Raw genomic sequence first — 13,680 nt, 5'->3', positions numbered from 1 at the left:
TTTGGGAAATCTCGCGCCTATGCGCCGATTCCCCCCCCACGAACAGAGACCTTTGCCTGCGAAACTTGCGCTGACAATGCGATTGCCGGCGGGAACAGACAGCGAGACAGACTCTCCCCGCTGCAGATGGGCCGCAAGGGTGCCGTCGATATACAGTGCAAGCGGGCACGCCCCACCAACCGCGCCGACGTCGCGCGTAACGATTACCTGTCCGGAAGCACTGTCACCGATCCCATTGAAGGCGAAAACCCGGTCGGCAGGCACCGGTTGCGCCTGTTCGGAGCTGATCTGGCGGGTTGCACAGCCGGCAAGAACGACGCACGCAATCAGACTCACCACGATCTTCTTCATGAGATCCCCCGTTTATTGAAACTGTGTTGCCCGGTCCAGCGCCGCAAGCAATCCACCTCGGCAATGGTAATGAGCCTCACCGAGCAGGTACATGCCCGCCGTTCCATCGGACGCTCGCCCCGGCCCATGGCCCGCGCCAGCACAGCCCAAACAAAAAGCCCCGACCAAGGCCGGGGCTTTTCATAGCAACTGGTGCCGGAAACAGGAGTCGAACCTGCGACCTACGCATTACGAATGCGCCGCTCTACCAACTGAGCTATTCCGGCGTAGCCCGCGATTTTACGGGCTGCGCGCCCCGGCGGTCAATCCACCCCGCTCAGCTCGCCCCCACCCGGTTCGCACACGCCCGCCCCCCGGCAAAATCCCGCAGGTTCCCCAGCGTGATCGCCGAGATCTCCTGCAGTGCCTCCACGGTGAAGAAGCCCTGGTGGCCGGTCACCAGCACGTTGGGGAAGGTCATCAGGCGTTGGAAGGCCTCGTCGTCGATGATCTCGCCGGAAAGGTCCTGGAAGAACAGCGCGCTTTCCTGCTCGTAGACGTCGATGGCCAGGTGGCCCAGCCGCCGCGACTTCAGCGCGCGGATCACCGCATGGGTATCCACCAGCCCGCCGCGCGAGGTGTTGACCAGCATCGCGCCGGTCTTCATCCGCGCCAGCGAGGCGTCATTGATCAGATGCTGGGTATCGGGTGTCAGCGGGCAATGCAGCGACACGATATCGGCGCGCGCCAGCAGCTCCTCCAGTCCAACCCCTTCGCCCACGGCGGCGAAGGCCGCCGATGGATACGGGTCGTACCCCAGCACGGTGCAGCCCATGCCGTGGAAGATGCGCGCGGTAGCCAGGCCGATCTTGCCGGTGCCGACGATGCCGACCGTGCGCCCATGCAGGGTGCGCCCGAGCAGGCCATCCAGCATGAAGTTGCCCTCGCGCACGCGGTTGTAGGCGCGATGGGTCTGCCGGTTGAGCGTCATCACCAGCGCCAGCGCGTGCTCGGCCACGGCTTCGGGGGAATAGGCCGGTACCCGCGCGACGAACAGGTCCAGTGCTTTCGCGGCGGCCAGGTCCACATTGTTGAAGCCGGCGCAGCGCAGCAGCACGGCGCGCACGCCCAAGGCATGCAGCGCGTGCAGAACCGGCGCGTCCAGGCGGTCGTTGACGAACACGCAGACAGCAACGCAATCCTGCGCAAGCGCTGCGGTATGCACGTCCAGCGCGGCATCGAAGTACACGAACGCAAAGCCCTGCCCGGCCGCATCGCGCTGGTTGGCCTCGTCGAGGAAACGACGATCGTAGGGGCGGGCACTGAAAACGGCGATCTGCATGGAGGGGCCTGGCGGGAGTTCCCTGCCGACCATACCGCAGCACCTGCCCTGATGGGACGGCCCCGGCGATACGGATGTCGCCGGAGCCGAGTCCCCCTTAGAACCTGTAGCCCAGGCCCAGCATCACGCCGTTCTGGATCTGCCCGTCGCGGCGCTCACCCACGTAGTCGGCCATGATCGACAGGCGCTCGCTGGCACGACTGGTCACGCCCAGGTTCCAGGCCAGCACCTGCTCGCCCACGGCCTGGCTGCTGGCACCAAACACCAGGTCCGGGGCGGCAGCAAAGCCGGTGCTATAGCGCGCCTGCGAATCGCCCAGCTCCTTCTGCCAGACCACGCGGGCACGCGGGGTGATGCGCTCGCCGTTGTTGCCCTCGAAGGTCCTGAACACCTGCAGGCCGGCGCCCACGCGGATGCTCTCCAGGCTGCCGCTGCGCCCCACCAGCGCACCGGTGCCCTGCCCTTCGTTGAAGCGGGTGGCCGAGGTCCGCGCGTAGTCCACCACCGGCAGCAGCGGCTGGATCACCAGTCCCTTGCCGCGGGTGAAAGAGAACGCGTGTTCGACCCGCGCCGAGATCGCATCGCTGCTGTATCGGGCGCGCAACGGCTGCTGCAGGCCCTCGATGGCCGACAGGCTGCGGCGGGTGTCGTGGCGCAGGTCGGTGTAGCGCACGGCCGCCGACAGGTAGCCACGCGAATAGGTCGCATCCAGGTAGCCGCCCACATCCAGCGCGCGCACGTCGCCACTGAAACCGGAGCCATCGCTGGCCTTGGTCGACATGTCGGCCGCGGCCACGCTGACGCCGAGGGTCACGCGGTCATCGGCCACGCGGGTGTCGGCACCGACCACGATGCCGCCGACGGTATGGCTCAGGCCGGCCACGCCACCCTCGGCGTCGATGCGGCCATGGCTGGCGAAACCGCGCGCCCACAGGCCACGGCTGCGACCCGCTACGCCGCTGTCGCCAGCAGCCTCGCCCGCTGGCTCGACCAGATGCATGGCCAACTGGTTGAACAGGCTGCCATGGCGCATGCCCGGCTGCGCCGAGACCGACTGCGCCGCCTGCGAGGCCAGGCCATCGGCATCGCCGCCACTGCGCATCGCCGCCTGGTGCTGCTGCACCACGTTGCCGATGCTGCCCAGCAGTGCGTTGTCGGCCAGGCGCAGGCTGGCATGTGCATCACCGCGCAGGGCGCCAGCCTGCTGTGCGATCACATCGCGGTCGGTGAACTGAAGCGCGCCGAGCAGCGACTTCAGGCCACTGTCCTGGCGGTCCGATGCGGCTGCCAGCGCGCGCCCCAGTCCATCACCGGAGGTGCCGTTGGCGAACAGGCCCAGCTGATCGAAGCCCGGGTTGGCGGTCAGCCACAGGCCATCGGCCGTCTGGTTGACGTTGAAGCTGAGCAGCGAATTGTGGCGCGGGCGGAACACGTCGCCCGCAGTGATGCTGGCGCTGTAGCCGGCATCGCCGAGCCGCACGACATCCTGGAAACCACCCTGGTAGATCGGCCCCTCCACCAGGTCGCGGCGGTAGGCACCGGGATAGAAGCCCTGGGCGACGTTCAAGGCCAGGTGTGCGCCCTGTGCGATCACCAGCGCCCCCGCTTCGGCACCGCCATCGTGGAAGCTGCCGACGCGCAACCGGCCACTGCCGGCGCCACCGGCGTCGGTGACGTCGAACAGCACCTGGCCGCCGGGCATGATGTTGACGTAGCCGTGGGTCACCAGATCGCCACCGCGCGGCATCAGCGTGCCGAACACGCGCAGACGGTTGAAGCCGTCTTCGCGGTAGGACGGGCCGGTGCCGTCCAGCAGCGCGTCGGTGTCCACGCCCACCGATGCGATGTCACCATGGCCGACCACGATGCTGCCCGGCATCACCCGCAGCTCGGGAGTGCGCAGTGCGCCGCCCTCCAGTGCGAGGGTGCCGTTGTCGACCAGCATGAAATCAGCGCCGGTGGTTTCCGCAGTGCGCCAGGTGGCGCCATTGCTGACACGGATCACGCCGGCGGAACTGGCCAGGGTCGAGGCATCCAGATCAGCCAGCCGCAGCTGTCCGCGCAACGCGTCCTGGAGGTCGGGATCGGCAAGCAGCTGCTGCAGCGACTGTGCACCGATGCCGTTCGGACCGCGCGTGGAGACGTTGTACAGGCTCACCGCATAGTTGATGTAGGTACTGGCCCAATCGGTGTTCCAGCGCGCGAAATCGTCGTCGACGAAGGCCTGCAGCTGGCGCGCGGTGCGCAGGTAGCCCGGGTTGATGTCACCACTGACGTTGCTGGTGACACGCAGGGTGTCGCCCGGATCGCGGTAGCCCGCCGTGTTGATGATGGTGTTGCTGCGGATGTCCTGGCCCGGGAACGACTGCAGCTTGCTGCCGCTGCCATCCGGATCGAAGGTGACCGAGGTACCCGTGGTGCGCGCCGGGTCGCGGAACACCAGCAGGCCATTGGGCTGCACCACCTCATACATGGCCTTGTGCAGCAGGCCCGCATCCATGCCGCCACCGTAGTTGCCGGTGTAGATCTGGGTCATGCGCGCAGACGGTGCGTAGGTGATCCTGCCACCGCTGCTGGCGGCATGGATCTGCACCGAATCGACCAGCGGCAGATCGCCGCCGAGGTAACGGTTGACGCCGCCGGACTGCATGATCGAGCAGGACGAAATGCAGTGGCCGGACACGATGGTGTCCAGCCCCTGGGTGCGGATCACCGCCTGCAGCCACTCGCCGGCGATCAGCGCGCCGCCATTGGATGTGCGCAGCACGACCTCGCGGATCGGGCGCCCTTCGGCCTGCGCCTTGGCCAGCAGCGCGGGCAGCGCCACCACGTCGGCGACGGTGACCCCGCCGCTGAGGAAGACGCGGTCGTCCTGCACGTGATAATTCATTGCCATGACGTCATCAACCGCCGTGGTGGCGGTGATGCCGATCAGGCCCGCAAGGGCCAGGCTCAACTTCGAGTGCTTCATGTGGTCTCTCTCCACCCGCAACACACGGGTCAGGAGTTCAACGTCCGGACCGTGCGATCTCCCCCAGCGGCGCGGACGTCGAAACATGAATGCATTCACAATGGAATCAGGGGCCACGCACACTCTTCCCCATCCGGTCATCGTCGCGTAAAACTCGAAGACGCACCCGCCACCGACGTCCGAGGCCAGCCCTGTCCGCCCCCTCTCCTCTGATCCATCGCGCGCCGGACCTGTCCGTGCCTGCGGACGCGTTCATTGCGTTCGTACGGGAAGAGCGCGCGCCGTTGTGCGCATTCCTGCGCACGCGCGGTGTCGGGCCGGAGGATGCCGAGGACATCGCGCAGGACTGCATGGAGCGGCTGATCCGCTATCGCGCGCACAGCGCCGACGAGCTGCGGTTGCTGCTGTATCGTATCGCCCGCAACCGCCTGGCAGATCGCGGCCGTTCGTCGCAGTCGCGGCCGCATCTGTCCCTCGCCGAGCACGATGGCGGCAACGAGCCTTCCAGCACGTCGCCCGATCCATTGCGCCAGGCCGAGTCCGGGCAGATGTTGTCCCTGCTGCGGCAGGCCCTGTTCAAGCTGCCCGAGCGCGCACGCGAGGTGTACCTGCTCAACCGGATCACCGGCATGAGCTACACGCAGATCGCGCGGCACTGTGGAATTACTGCCAAGACCGTGGAAAAGCATATCGCCCGTGCCCTGCAGGGGCTGCGCCAGGAACTCGGATCGGATCCGCTGCACAACGACAGGGACAACGGATGAGCCACGCCAGGCCAAGGGAAAACACCCTGTTGTTTGAACGCGCCAGCGCCTGGGTGGCGCGGCTGGAAGCGCCGGACTGTACGCCGGGCGAGCGCGAGTCGTTTGAGGACTGGCTGGCCGAAGACCCGGCCCATGTCAGCGCCTGGATCCAGGCCGAGACCCTGTTCCAGCAGGGCGAAGGACTGGCCGCCGATCCGTGGCTGCGCACCGCCGCGGCACGAGCGGCGCGGCCGGCGCGACGTCGCTGGCTGCCAGCGCTGGCCGCTGCCGCAGGCATCTGCCTGACGATCGGGATCGGCTGGATGGTCGCCGTCGACGGCAACCCCACGCCGCTGCGCTACGCCAATGATTCGCACCAGCCCCGGCAGCAGACGCTGGCCGATGGCAGCACCGTCACCCTCGATGCCGGCACTACCCTGCACGCGCGATTCGGTTGGCGCCATCGCAAGCTGGTGCTGGAACAGGGCCGGATGCAGCTGCAGGTCGCGCCGTCGCGCAAGGCGCTGCAGCTGCGCGTCGGCGACAGCACCATCCGCGACATCGGCACCACCTTCCAGGTGGAACGCCTGCGCAGCGGCCTGGTCGAAGTCGCGCTGCTGGAAGGCGCGGTGGAAGTCAGCACGGGAAGCGCCCAGCACACCCTGTCACCCGGCCAGCAGCTGCAGGTGCTGCCATCGGGCCGCATCCAGCCCGGCCCGGCACTGTCGTCCAATGCGGCTGCCGAAGCCTGGCTGCAGGGACAGCTGGTGTTCGATGCCACGCCCCTGTCGATCGTGGTCGAGCGCATGAACCGCTATGGCCACGCGCCGCTGGTGATCGCCGATCCCGAGATCGCCAACCTGGCGGTGAGTGGCACCTTCCGTGCCGGCGACGCGCAGGAACTGCTGTCGGCACTGCAACTGGGCTGGTCGGTGGCTGGCCAGATGCGACCGGATGGCGCGCTGGAACTGCGCCGCACGTACTGAGGAGACTTGCAGTGATGGCAGTACCGGGCGCGCTGCAGGCGGGGCTGCTCCGCAGCCTGTTCTGCATCTCGCTGAGCCTGGCCGCCCTGCCGCCTGCCGGTGCGGCCGAACAGGCCGGCACGCTGGAGCTGCACGTGGGTGCCGGGCCCCTGGCGCCGGCGTTGCAGCAATGGGCACGGCAGAGCAGCATCGCGCTGCTGTTCGACGCCCGCGAGCTGGACGGCCTGCGCACCTCCGGCACCCGCGGCCACAGCGATGCGGCCGCAGCCCTGAAGCAGCTGGTCGCGGGCATGCCGGTGAATATCCTGCGCACACCCTCAGGCGGGTTCGTCATACGCCGCATCCACTCCGTGCCGCCATCGCCACCGCCGGCCGCAGTGCGCGCCGCGCCCGCCGTCCCTGCACCGCGCAGGGCGGCCGAGGCGCCACCACAGGTGGAACTGGCGCCGATCCATGTCACCGGCAGCCGGCTGCCACGCACCTCCGTGCAGACCACGCTGCCGGTGACCATCATCGACCGCGATGACATCCTGCGCAGCGGTTACGGCAGCCTGTTCGACCTGCTGCGCCACTTGCCGGGCATGAACGGGCACCCGGCGATGAGCACCTCGCGGGGTGGCGATTCGCAGTACCTGCCGGTCGGTGCGGCCACCACCACCAGCCTGGACGGCATGGGCCCGCGTGCGACCCTGTTCCTGGTCAATGGCCGTCGCCTGCCACGCTATCCCATGGTGTCGCTGGAACAGGGCGGCCTCACCGACCTGGGCGGCATCCCGCTCAGCTTCGTCGAACGCATCGAACTGGTGCGCGGCGGCGCCTCGGCCATCTATGGCGCCGACGCGATGTCCGGCGTGGTCAACATCATCCTGCGCGACCAGGCCGACGGCCCTGAGGCCATGCTGCAGACCGGCCTGAGCGGACGCGGCGACGCCGGCCAGTATCGCGTGCAGGCGGCGACCGGTGGCGTGCGCGAAGGGGGGGACCGCTGGTTCGCCGGCATTGACCTGCACCGCATCGAGCACGTGGCCGGTGATCGTCGCGAGTGGCATGCGGAAACCTCGCAGTACCTGATCGGCGCGTTCCGCGATGGACGCTACTGGCCGGCAAAGCGCTGCGAAGGACCATTGAAGCGACGCGACGGTGCCTGCTGGTTCGACAGCGCGCGCCCGCGCTCGCTGCAACCGGCTTCGGATACCGCCGCGGCCTACCTGCGCTATCGCCATGAGCGTGGTGAAGGTCGCTATGCCTACGCCGAGGCGCGGGCCAGCCACAACCGGCAACGCTTCGACCTGGGCCCGACCGCCGTTGCCATCGGCCTGTATGGCTTCACCTTCAACAGCGTGCTGCGCGAAGCCGGCAACGTGCGCCCGCATGTACGCGCCACCGACGCCGATGTCACCGTCGGCATCGGCCGCGACCAGGGCCGGCGCAGCTGGGAGGCCGGGATCAGCGCACAGCGCAGCGATGTCACCCTTACCACGTCGGGTACGGTGCGTGCCGAACCGCTGCTGCGCGCGGCGGAGACGCTGGATTTCCTGCCCGGCTTCACCTCGCTGCCGGCGGAGACCGCCGCGCAGTTGTTCCCCTCGATCCGCAATCGCGGGCGTACCGAGCAGTGGCAGGGCTGGTGGGGCATGCAGCGCGAGTTGGTGCCGTTGGCCGGCGGTGCTGCACAACTGGCCACCGGCATCGACCTGCGCCAGGAGCGCTGGACCTCGCATCCCGACGCCCTGCTGAGCCAGGGCGACCTGGCGCTGGGCCTGCCGCAGGAACAGCGCCACCTGTCGCGCCGCAGCGGCGGTGCCTATGCCGAGCTCGGCCTGCCCCTGGCGCACACGCTGCGCATGGACCTGGCCGCACGCTGGGACCGCGACGGCGACTACCAGGCCTTCTCCCCCCGCGTGGGCGTGCGCTGGAGCCCCACGCCCCGTTGGTCCTTCCTGCTTGCCAGCGGGCGCGGCTACCGGGCCCCCAGCCTGTTCGAACAACGGCGGCCCCCGGGCTACTTCGGTGCAATCGAGCTGCCGGCCTCCAGCGCACTGCCCGACTGCGCGCAGAGCAGCGGCAACGGGCGCTGCAGCGTCACCGTGGACGTGGTGGAGAACGATGCGTTGAAGGCCGAGCGGTCGCACAGCCATTCGCTCGGCGCGACCTGGACGCCGACCGACACGTTCTCGCTGTCGCTGACCCACAACATCGTCGAGCTGCGCAATGAAATCCTGGCCCTGCAACCGGCCGATGCGGTGTGGAACCGCAGCACCTGGGAGCTGGACGAGGAAGGACGCCTGTACAACCTGCGCCTGTCCTTCGACAACATCGGCCGTACCACGTCGCGCAACTTTGTACTGCGTGGGGAATACCACATCGACACCGGCAGCACCGGCCAGTGGCTGTTCTCGCTCGATGCACTGAAGCAGCAGGCGCTGCGCCGAGAGCGTGGCCAGGACGCTACCGTGGACCTGCGCGGCCATGTCACGCCGATGATGGCCGCGGTGCTCAATGTGCAGTGGCAGAACAGCAGCTGGGACATTGCCCTGCGCGGCAACCAGGTCGGGCGCACGCGCGCCTGGCTGCCCGGTGCGGAATGCCCGGAGGAACAGCGCGAGCAGAACCACTGCATGAACCCCCGGCAGCTGCGCTGGAACCTGCATCTCGCACGACGGCTGGGGCCGCGCGTGGTCGCCGCGCTGGACGTGCACAACGTGCTCGACACGCAACCGGTGAACTATCTGGTCGGCAATGGTGGCCAGATGCCGGGGCTGGATGATCCACTCGGCCGCTATTTCCTGCTGACGCTGCAGATCCGCTGAGCGTAGTACCCTACGCGACCTGTTCCATCGGTCCCACCACCCCATGAAGGCCTATCTCTGGTTCTGGGGCGCGTTCCTGCTGTTCTTCGCGTTGCCCTTCCCCTGCATCCTCTACGTCGGCACGTCGTGGCCGGTGCAACTGGCCGACCGCAGCGCGCCCTGGCTGGCCCTGCTGCTGCTCGCGCTGTCGGTGATCCTGTGGCTGGCCCTGCTGCTCGCCTTCCTGCACTACCTGCTGCTGGGCCCGCCGCGTGCCCTGCACCGCGTGCGCTCGATCCTGGCCGACGGTGAAGCGCGCGACGCATTGATCGAACAGGCCGAGCAGACCGGCGTGCAGGTGCGTGGCCTGGCGCAATGGAAACTGCAGCTGGCCTTCGAGAACCTGTCCGGCACCCCGATCAGCGAACAACTCCTGGTGGTGGACAGCAAGCCGCAGTTGCAGCGTTTCGTGGCCGGCAAGCGCATCGAGGCCCGCCTGAGCCGCGCGCCGGGCGCGTTTCCCAATGTGGTGCTGGAGGGGGCGCAACCGGAGCTGGATGTCGGCAGCCTCTGGCGCCGTGGTGTCGGTGCGGTGATCGGCATCGTGGCGGTGGCCAGTGCCTACGTGGTCGCCTATCGGCTGCAGAGCGAGGGCCTGGGCTGGACCTTCCTGTCTTTCGGCCATCCCCTGCTGGTGTGCCCACTGGTGTTGTGCGGCTACGCGCTGGGCCTGCGCCTGCTCGGCCGGCTGCTGCAGGCCGATGCCCGCGGTGACGCGCTGAAGTATCGCGGCATCGGCGTGGAGGCCCGGGTGTTGAAGGTGCGCCAGACCGGCACCTATCTCAACGAACAACCGCAGGTGGAGTTCCAGCTGGAATACATCGACCGCGAAGGCAGCGTGCAACAGGCCCGCGTGCGCCGCTTCATCCCGCTGATCGAGCTGGCCAGCCTCCCGCGCGAGCGGGTCACGCTGCTGTACGACCCGGATGACCGCAGCAACGTGCGCCTGGAGGGTGTATGAAGCAGCCGCCTTCCACGTCCGTGGTGTTTTCCGCCGTTCTGCTGGTGCTGGCCGGCGCCGCCGTTGCCGGTGGTGCGCTGCAGACGATCGGCGAAACACTGGGCCATTCGGTGCAGGCCGACAGCGCAAGCGCGCCGATCGCCATGCCGCCCGCGCGTGAGAGGCCCGCGTCGCTCGCGCCGATGACCGAGCCGCGGCCGCCGCTGGTGCCCGAACGCAACAACCGGTTGTTCGATGCGGACTACCTGCTGGCCGCCCGCCAGGCACTGGAACAGATGCCTGCGCTGGCTGGGCACCGGCTGACGGTGTTCCACAGCATCCACTTCTACGACGACGGCCGCATCAACCTGGACTTGGTCGATCCGCAGCAGCCGACCCGCGTCGACAGCTACCACTTCGAGCGTGGTCAATGGCGCAAGGGCGACCCGGTCGATCCGCAACGCTTCGCGCCCACCATCACCCTGCGCCGCAGCAGCACGGCGCTGGCCAACATCGATTTCGAGGCCGTACCCCGCGTGGCGCAGGCGCTGCAGGCACAGCGCAACGCATTGATGGGCACACCGGGTGACGTCGGCCACGTCTATGTGATCGTGCGCAAGGGCGGCACCCTGGCCTGGCTGCCGGACGAGGTCGCCGGTGATCGCCAGTCCGCACGACTGTCGTTCGATGCGCAGGGCCGGCCCGGCAACGTAAGCCACCGATAGCCAACGCCCCAAAAAAAGGGGACGGAGGGGATTAAGTCGTTTACGCCACGGTGCTGTAAACGACTTAATCCCCTCCGTCCCCTTTTTGCTATTTCACCGAGCGGGCGATGGCGTACTGCGCGCCGTAGTACGTGGAGAGCACCAGCAGGCTGGCCAGTGGCAGGCCGCCGGCGAAGCGGTCCCAGGCCAGTAGTGAATCGCTGGCGACGAACAGCAGCGCACCGGCGGCCGCCCAGCGCGCGCTGCTGGCTTCCACGGCAGCGGGCGGTGGCCGGCGCCACTGCCGTGCCAGGGCCAGCACCGCCATCGAGGCCAGCACCACCACATACGCCAGCACCGGAATGCGCATCGGTGCGGGCAGGTGCGGCCAGAGGCCCATCACGTTGAGCATGGCAAAGGCGCCCAGCAACACGGCGGCGACGAACAGTCCGCGGCCCGCGCGCAGGCCGTCGCGGAAGGCCACGATGTAGCAGAGGTGCGCCAGCAGGAATGCCACCAGCCCCGGCACGAACGCATCCACCGGCAACATCAACGCGATGTCACCCACGCACGACAGCAGCATGCCGGCCAGCACCGCGCGCCGGTAGGTCGGCTGCGCAGGATCACACACCCGCCAGGCGATGGCCGCGATCAGCAGCGTGGTCGCGGGCTTGGTCAGCCAGTGCAGCCAGCGCCCGTCACCGTCCAGGAACGCGCCGAGGATGGCGAGGATCGCCATCAGCAGGATCACGCCATCGCGGGCGCGCGGCTTCATCGCGCCTTCCACAGCTCCGCAAGGCGGTCAGGCTTGCCGGCGATACGCTCCAGCACCGGGTACTGCAGGCCACCGTGGTAGTCGATGTTCATCGCGTCGATGCGGTCGAACTGCTTCACCAGCAACACGATCGGCGCCTTGTCCTTCGCCGCCGCAGCTACCGCATCCTTCAAGCGCTGGCTGCTGTACTCGCGTCCGCCAACGGCAATCACCTTCATGCCAGGCGCCAGGCCGGCGTTGAAGGCCGGGCTGTCCCAGATCACGTCGCCGACCGTACCGTTGTCGAGCACCGTCGCACCCAGCGAGTACGCCAGCAATGCGGCCTTGGCGCGCTTCTCCTGCGCCTTGTAGGCATCGTTCGGCGTATCGCGGTAGGCCAGCTTCCAGCCCGCCAGCTCCAGGCCACCGGTCAACGCGCCGTGGCCGTCCAGGCGCCCGCGCAGGAACGTCGCCCAGTCGTACGGCGCGATGCCGTTCAAGGTCGCGACCACGTCGTCGAAGGTGTACGGGTTGACGTCCCAGTCGCCATTGCCGACGCCGAAGAAGGTGCGCGCGAAGTCATCCAGGCTGCGGCGGTTGCCACTCAGTTCGCGCAGCTTGCCTTCCACTTCCAGCCACAGCATCTGGCCGCCGGAGTAGTAGTCTTCGCTCATCTGGTAGTTGCGATACGGCAGCGTGCGGCGCTGGGCGATGGTCGGGTCGTTGGTGGTGTCCTGCAGCGGACGCCAGGCCAGGCCCGGGCGGCCACGGTCATAGGTCGCGGCCACATTGGCCAGCATGTCGCGCGCCTGCGCAGCCGACCACAACCCCGAGCGTGCCGCCAGCACCTGCCCCCAGAACTGGGTCTGCCCTTCGTACACCCACAGCAGGCTGTCGCCCATGGGCACGTTGAAGTTGGCAGTGGCCAGGTCGGCGCCGCGACGGTACTTGCCGTTCCAGGAATGGGTGTACTCGTGCGGCAGCAGGTCGCGCATCCAGGCGTTGCTGTCCCACTCGGTGAAGTAACCCGGGTCGGCGCTGTTCTCGCTGGAACGGTGATGCTCCAGGCCGATGCCACCGAGGCGGTCGGTCAATGCCAGCAGGAACTCATAGTGGTTGTAGTGGCGCGCGCCATAGAGCTTGTCGGCCTGCTGCACCAGCGCGCGGTGCATCGTGATCTGCGCCTCGCTCGGCTTCAGCGACTTGGCGTCGTCGGCGAACACGTTGAGGTGCACTGGTACCTTCGCGCCCGGATCGAGATCAATGCGCTGGTAGTGCTCGCCGGCAAACAGCGGCGAATCGACCAGGTGGTCGTAGGAGATTGGCTTGAACACCACGGTGTCGCCGTCGCGGCGTGCGGTCTCCAGAGCGGTGGCGAACGACCAGCCCTTGGGCAGGGTCACGCTGGCCTGCGCCTGCAGCTGGCGCGCATCGACGCCGGCCGGGTACAGCGAGTTGGCGTTCCACTGCAGGTTGAGCATTTCCGGGGTCATCACCACCCGACCCTGGCTGCCGCCCTGCGAGGACAGGAAATCGAAGTGGGCGACGATCTCGCTGACGCCCTCCGGTACGTTCACCTTGAAGGCATAGACGTTGTACTGGTCGCGCTGCCAGGCCAGCGGCTTGCCGTTGGCGGTCACGCGCAGGCCGGCCAGCTTGTCGATCGGGCCGGTGGGCGAATGGTTGCCAGGAATCCACTGCGGGTACAGCAGGGTCATCGGGCCGGGCTTGGCCGGTACGGTGGCGGTCACCTTGAAGATGCGCCGGGCCAGGTCACGCGCGTCGACATCGATGCGCAGCAGGCCGGCGGCTGCGGCATCCCCCGGCGGCGAGGCCTGCGCCAGCGCGGGCGTGGCCGCCAGCGCAAACAGCAACGACAGTGCCAGGGCTCGGGTCTTCATCAGGCAGCTTCCAACAGCGGGGAATCCTCCGATGCTAGGCCTGTAGCGTGCCCTGCCCCATGGCCAAAGGTCATGGGCAGGCCGCCCATCCTTGCATGCGAAAAAGCGTGCGAACCCAGGTTCGCACCCACCAGAGCAGTTTCAGTAGATCCACGCCATG

Annotated in this window: 10 protein-coding genes and 1 tRNA gene; 6 read left to right on the top strand and 5 right to left on the bottom strand. The window is 68.1% G+C overall.

Annotated elements, in window-relative coordinates; all coding sequences use genetic code 11:
* Positions 1–126: 126 nt before the first annotated feature.
* Positions 127–537, top strand: a complete 411-nt coding sequence (locus tag BLS66_RS20845) for a hypothetical protein (protein ID WP_208596527.1) — start codon at positions 127–129, stop codon at positions 535–537.
* Between the two features lie 4 nt (positions 538–541).
* Here the strand turns inward: BLS66_RS20845 and BLS66_RS15065 are convergent.
* The 3 genes from BLS66_RS15065 to BLS66_RS15055 form a co-directional block, all read right to left on the bottom strand.
* A tRNA-Thr gene (locus BLS66_RS15065) sits at positions 542–617 on the bottom strand.
* A 50-nt stretch (positions 618–667) separates the two neighbouring features.
* Complete coding sequence (locus BLS66_RS15060; protein WP_074726206.1) at positions 668–1,672, bottom strand: 2-hydroxyacid dehydrogenase; 1,005 nt, start codon at positions 1,670–1,672, stop codon at positions 668–670.
* Between the two features lie 97 nt (positions 1,673–1,769).
* Positions 1,770–4,643: an autotransporter domain-containing protein gene (locus tag BLS66_RS15055; protein ID WP_074726205.1), complete on the bottom strand. Its 2,874-nt coding sequence runs from the start codon at positions 4,641–4,643 to the stop codon at positions 1,770–1,772.
* A 236-nt stretch (positions 4,644–4,879) separates the two neighbouring features.
* On the opposite strand from BLS66_RS15055, the gene BLS66_RS15050 reads away from it, so the two are divergent.
* Genes BLS66_RS15050 through BLS66_RS15030 form a run of 5 tightly spaced genes read left to right on the top strand, consistent with a single transcriptional unit; the run spans position 4,880 to position 10,886 of the window.
* Complete coding sequence (locus BLS66_RS15050; RefSeq protein ID WP_074726204.1) at positions 4,880–5,407, top strand: RNA polymerase sigma factor; 528 nt, start codon at positions 4,880–4,882, stop codon at positions 5,405–5,407.
* Complete coding sequence (locus BLS66_RS15045; protein WP_074726203.1) at positions 5,404–6,372, top strand: FecR family protein; 969 nt, start codon at positions 5,404–5,406, stop codon at positions 6,370–6,372. Before BLS66_RS15050 ends, BLS66_RS15045 begins: the two co-directional genes overlap by 4 nt.
* Positions 6,373–6,386: 14 nt before the next feature.
* Positions 6,387–9,182, top strand: a complete 2,796-nt coding sequence (locus BLS66_RS15040) for a TonB-dependent receptor plug domain-containing protein (RefSeq protein WP_074726202.1) — start codon at positions 6,387–6,389, stop codon at positions 9,180–9,182.
* Positions 9,183–9,225: 43 nt separating this feature from the next.
* Complete coding sequence (locus tag BLS66_RS15035; RefSeq protein WP_049466130.1) at positions 9,226–10,182, top strand: hypothetical protein; 957 nt, start codon at positions 9,226–9,228, stop codon at positions 10,180–10,182.
* Complete coding sequence (locus tag BLS66_RS15030; RefSeq protein ID WP_049466128.1) at positions 10,179–10,886, top strand: hypothetical protein; 708 nt, start codon at positions 10,179–10,181, stop codon at positions 10,884–10,886. Before BLS66_RS15035 ends, BLS66_RS15030 begins: the two co-directional genes overlap by 4 nt.
* Positions 10,887–10,974: 88 nt before the next feature.
* Here the strand turns inward: BLS66_RS15030 and BLS66_RS15025 are convergent, their stop codons facing one another.
* The gene (locus tag BLS66_RS15025; RefSeq protein WP_074726201.1) at positions 10,975–11,640 is read right to left on the bottom strand and encodes a lysoplasmalogenase; all 666 of its coding nucleotides are present in this window, start codon (positions 11,638–11,640) and stop codon (positions 10,975–10,977) included.
* Positions 11,637–13,520 (bottom strand): M61 family metallopeptidase, encoded by a 1,884-nt coding sequence (locus tag BLS66_RS15020; RefSeq protein ID WP_074726200.1) that lies wholly within the window; start codon positions 13,518–13,520, stop codon positions 11,637–11,639. Before BLS66_RS15020 ends, BLS66_RS15025 begins: the two co-directional genes overlap by 4 nt.
* Positions 13,521–13,680 lie beyond the last annotated feature (160 nt).

Source organism: Stenotrophomonas pavanii (genome assembly GCF_900101175.1).
Lineage (GTDB): Bacteria > Pseudomonadota > Gammaproteobacteria > Xanthomonadales > Xanthomonadaceae > Stenotrophomonas > Stenotrophomonas pavanii.
The sequence above is the reverse complement of the archived record's forward strand: the minus strand, read 5'-3'. Positions and strand labels throughout refer to the sequence as shown.

Coding starts and splice junctions, on each gene's coding strand:
- BLS66_RS15035 (WP_049466130.1), top strand. CDS start 9,226: ATGAAGGCCTATCTCTGGTTCTGGGGCGCGTTCCTGCTGTTCTTCGCG.
- BLS66_RS15020 (WP_074726200.1), bottom strand. CDS start 13,520: ATGAAGACCCGAGCCCTGGCACTGTCGTTGCTGTTTGCGCTGGCGGCC.
- BLS66_RS15025 (WP_074726201.1), bottom strand. CDS start 11,640: ATGAAGCCGCGCGCCCGCGATGGCGTGATCCTGCTGATGGCGATCCTC.
- BLS66_RS15030 (WP_049466128.1), top strand. CDS start 10,179: ATGAAGCAGCCGCCTTCCACGTCCGTGGTGTTTTCCGCCGTTCTGCTG.
- BLS66_RS15045 (WP_074726203.1), top strand. CDS start 5,404: ATGAGCCACGCCAGGCCAAGGGAAAACACCCTGTTGTTTGAACGCGCC.
- BLS66_RS15055 (WP_074726205.1), bottom strand. CDS start 4,643: ATGAAGCACTCGAAGTTGAGCCTGGCCCTTGCGGGCCTGATCGGCATC.
- BLS66_RS20845 (WP_208596527.1), top strand. CDS start 127: ATGGGCCGCAAGGGTGCCGTCGATATACAGTGCAAGCGGGCACGCCCC.
- BLS66_RS15060 (WP_074726206.1), bottom strand. CDS start 1,672: ATGCAGATCGCCGTTTTCAGTGCCCGCCCCTACGATCGTCGTTTCCTC.
- BLS66_RS15040 (WP_074726202.1), top strand. CDS start 6,387: ATGGCAGTACCGGGCGCGCTGCAGGCGGGGCTGCTCCGCAGCCTGTTC.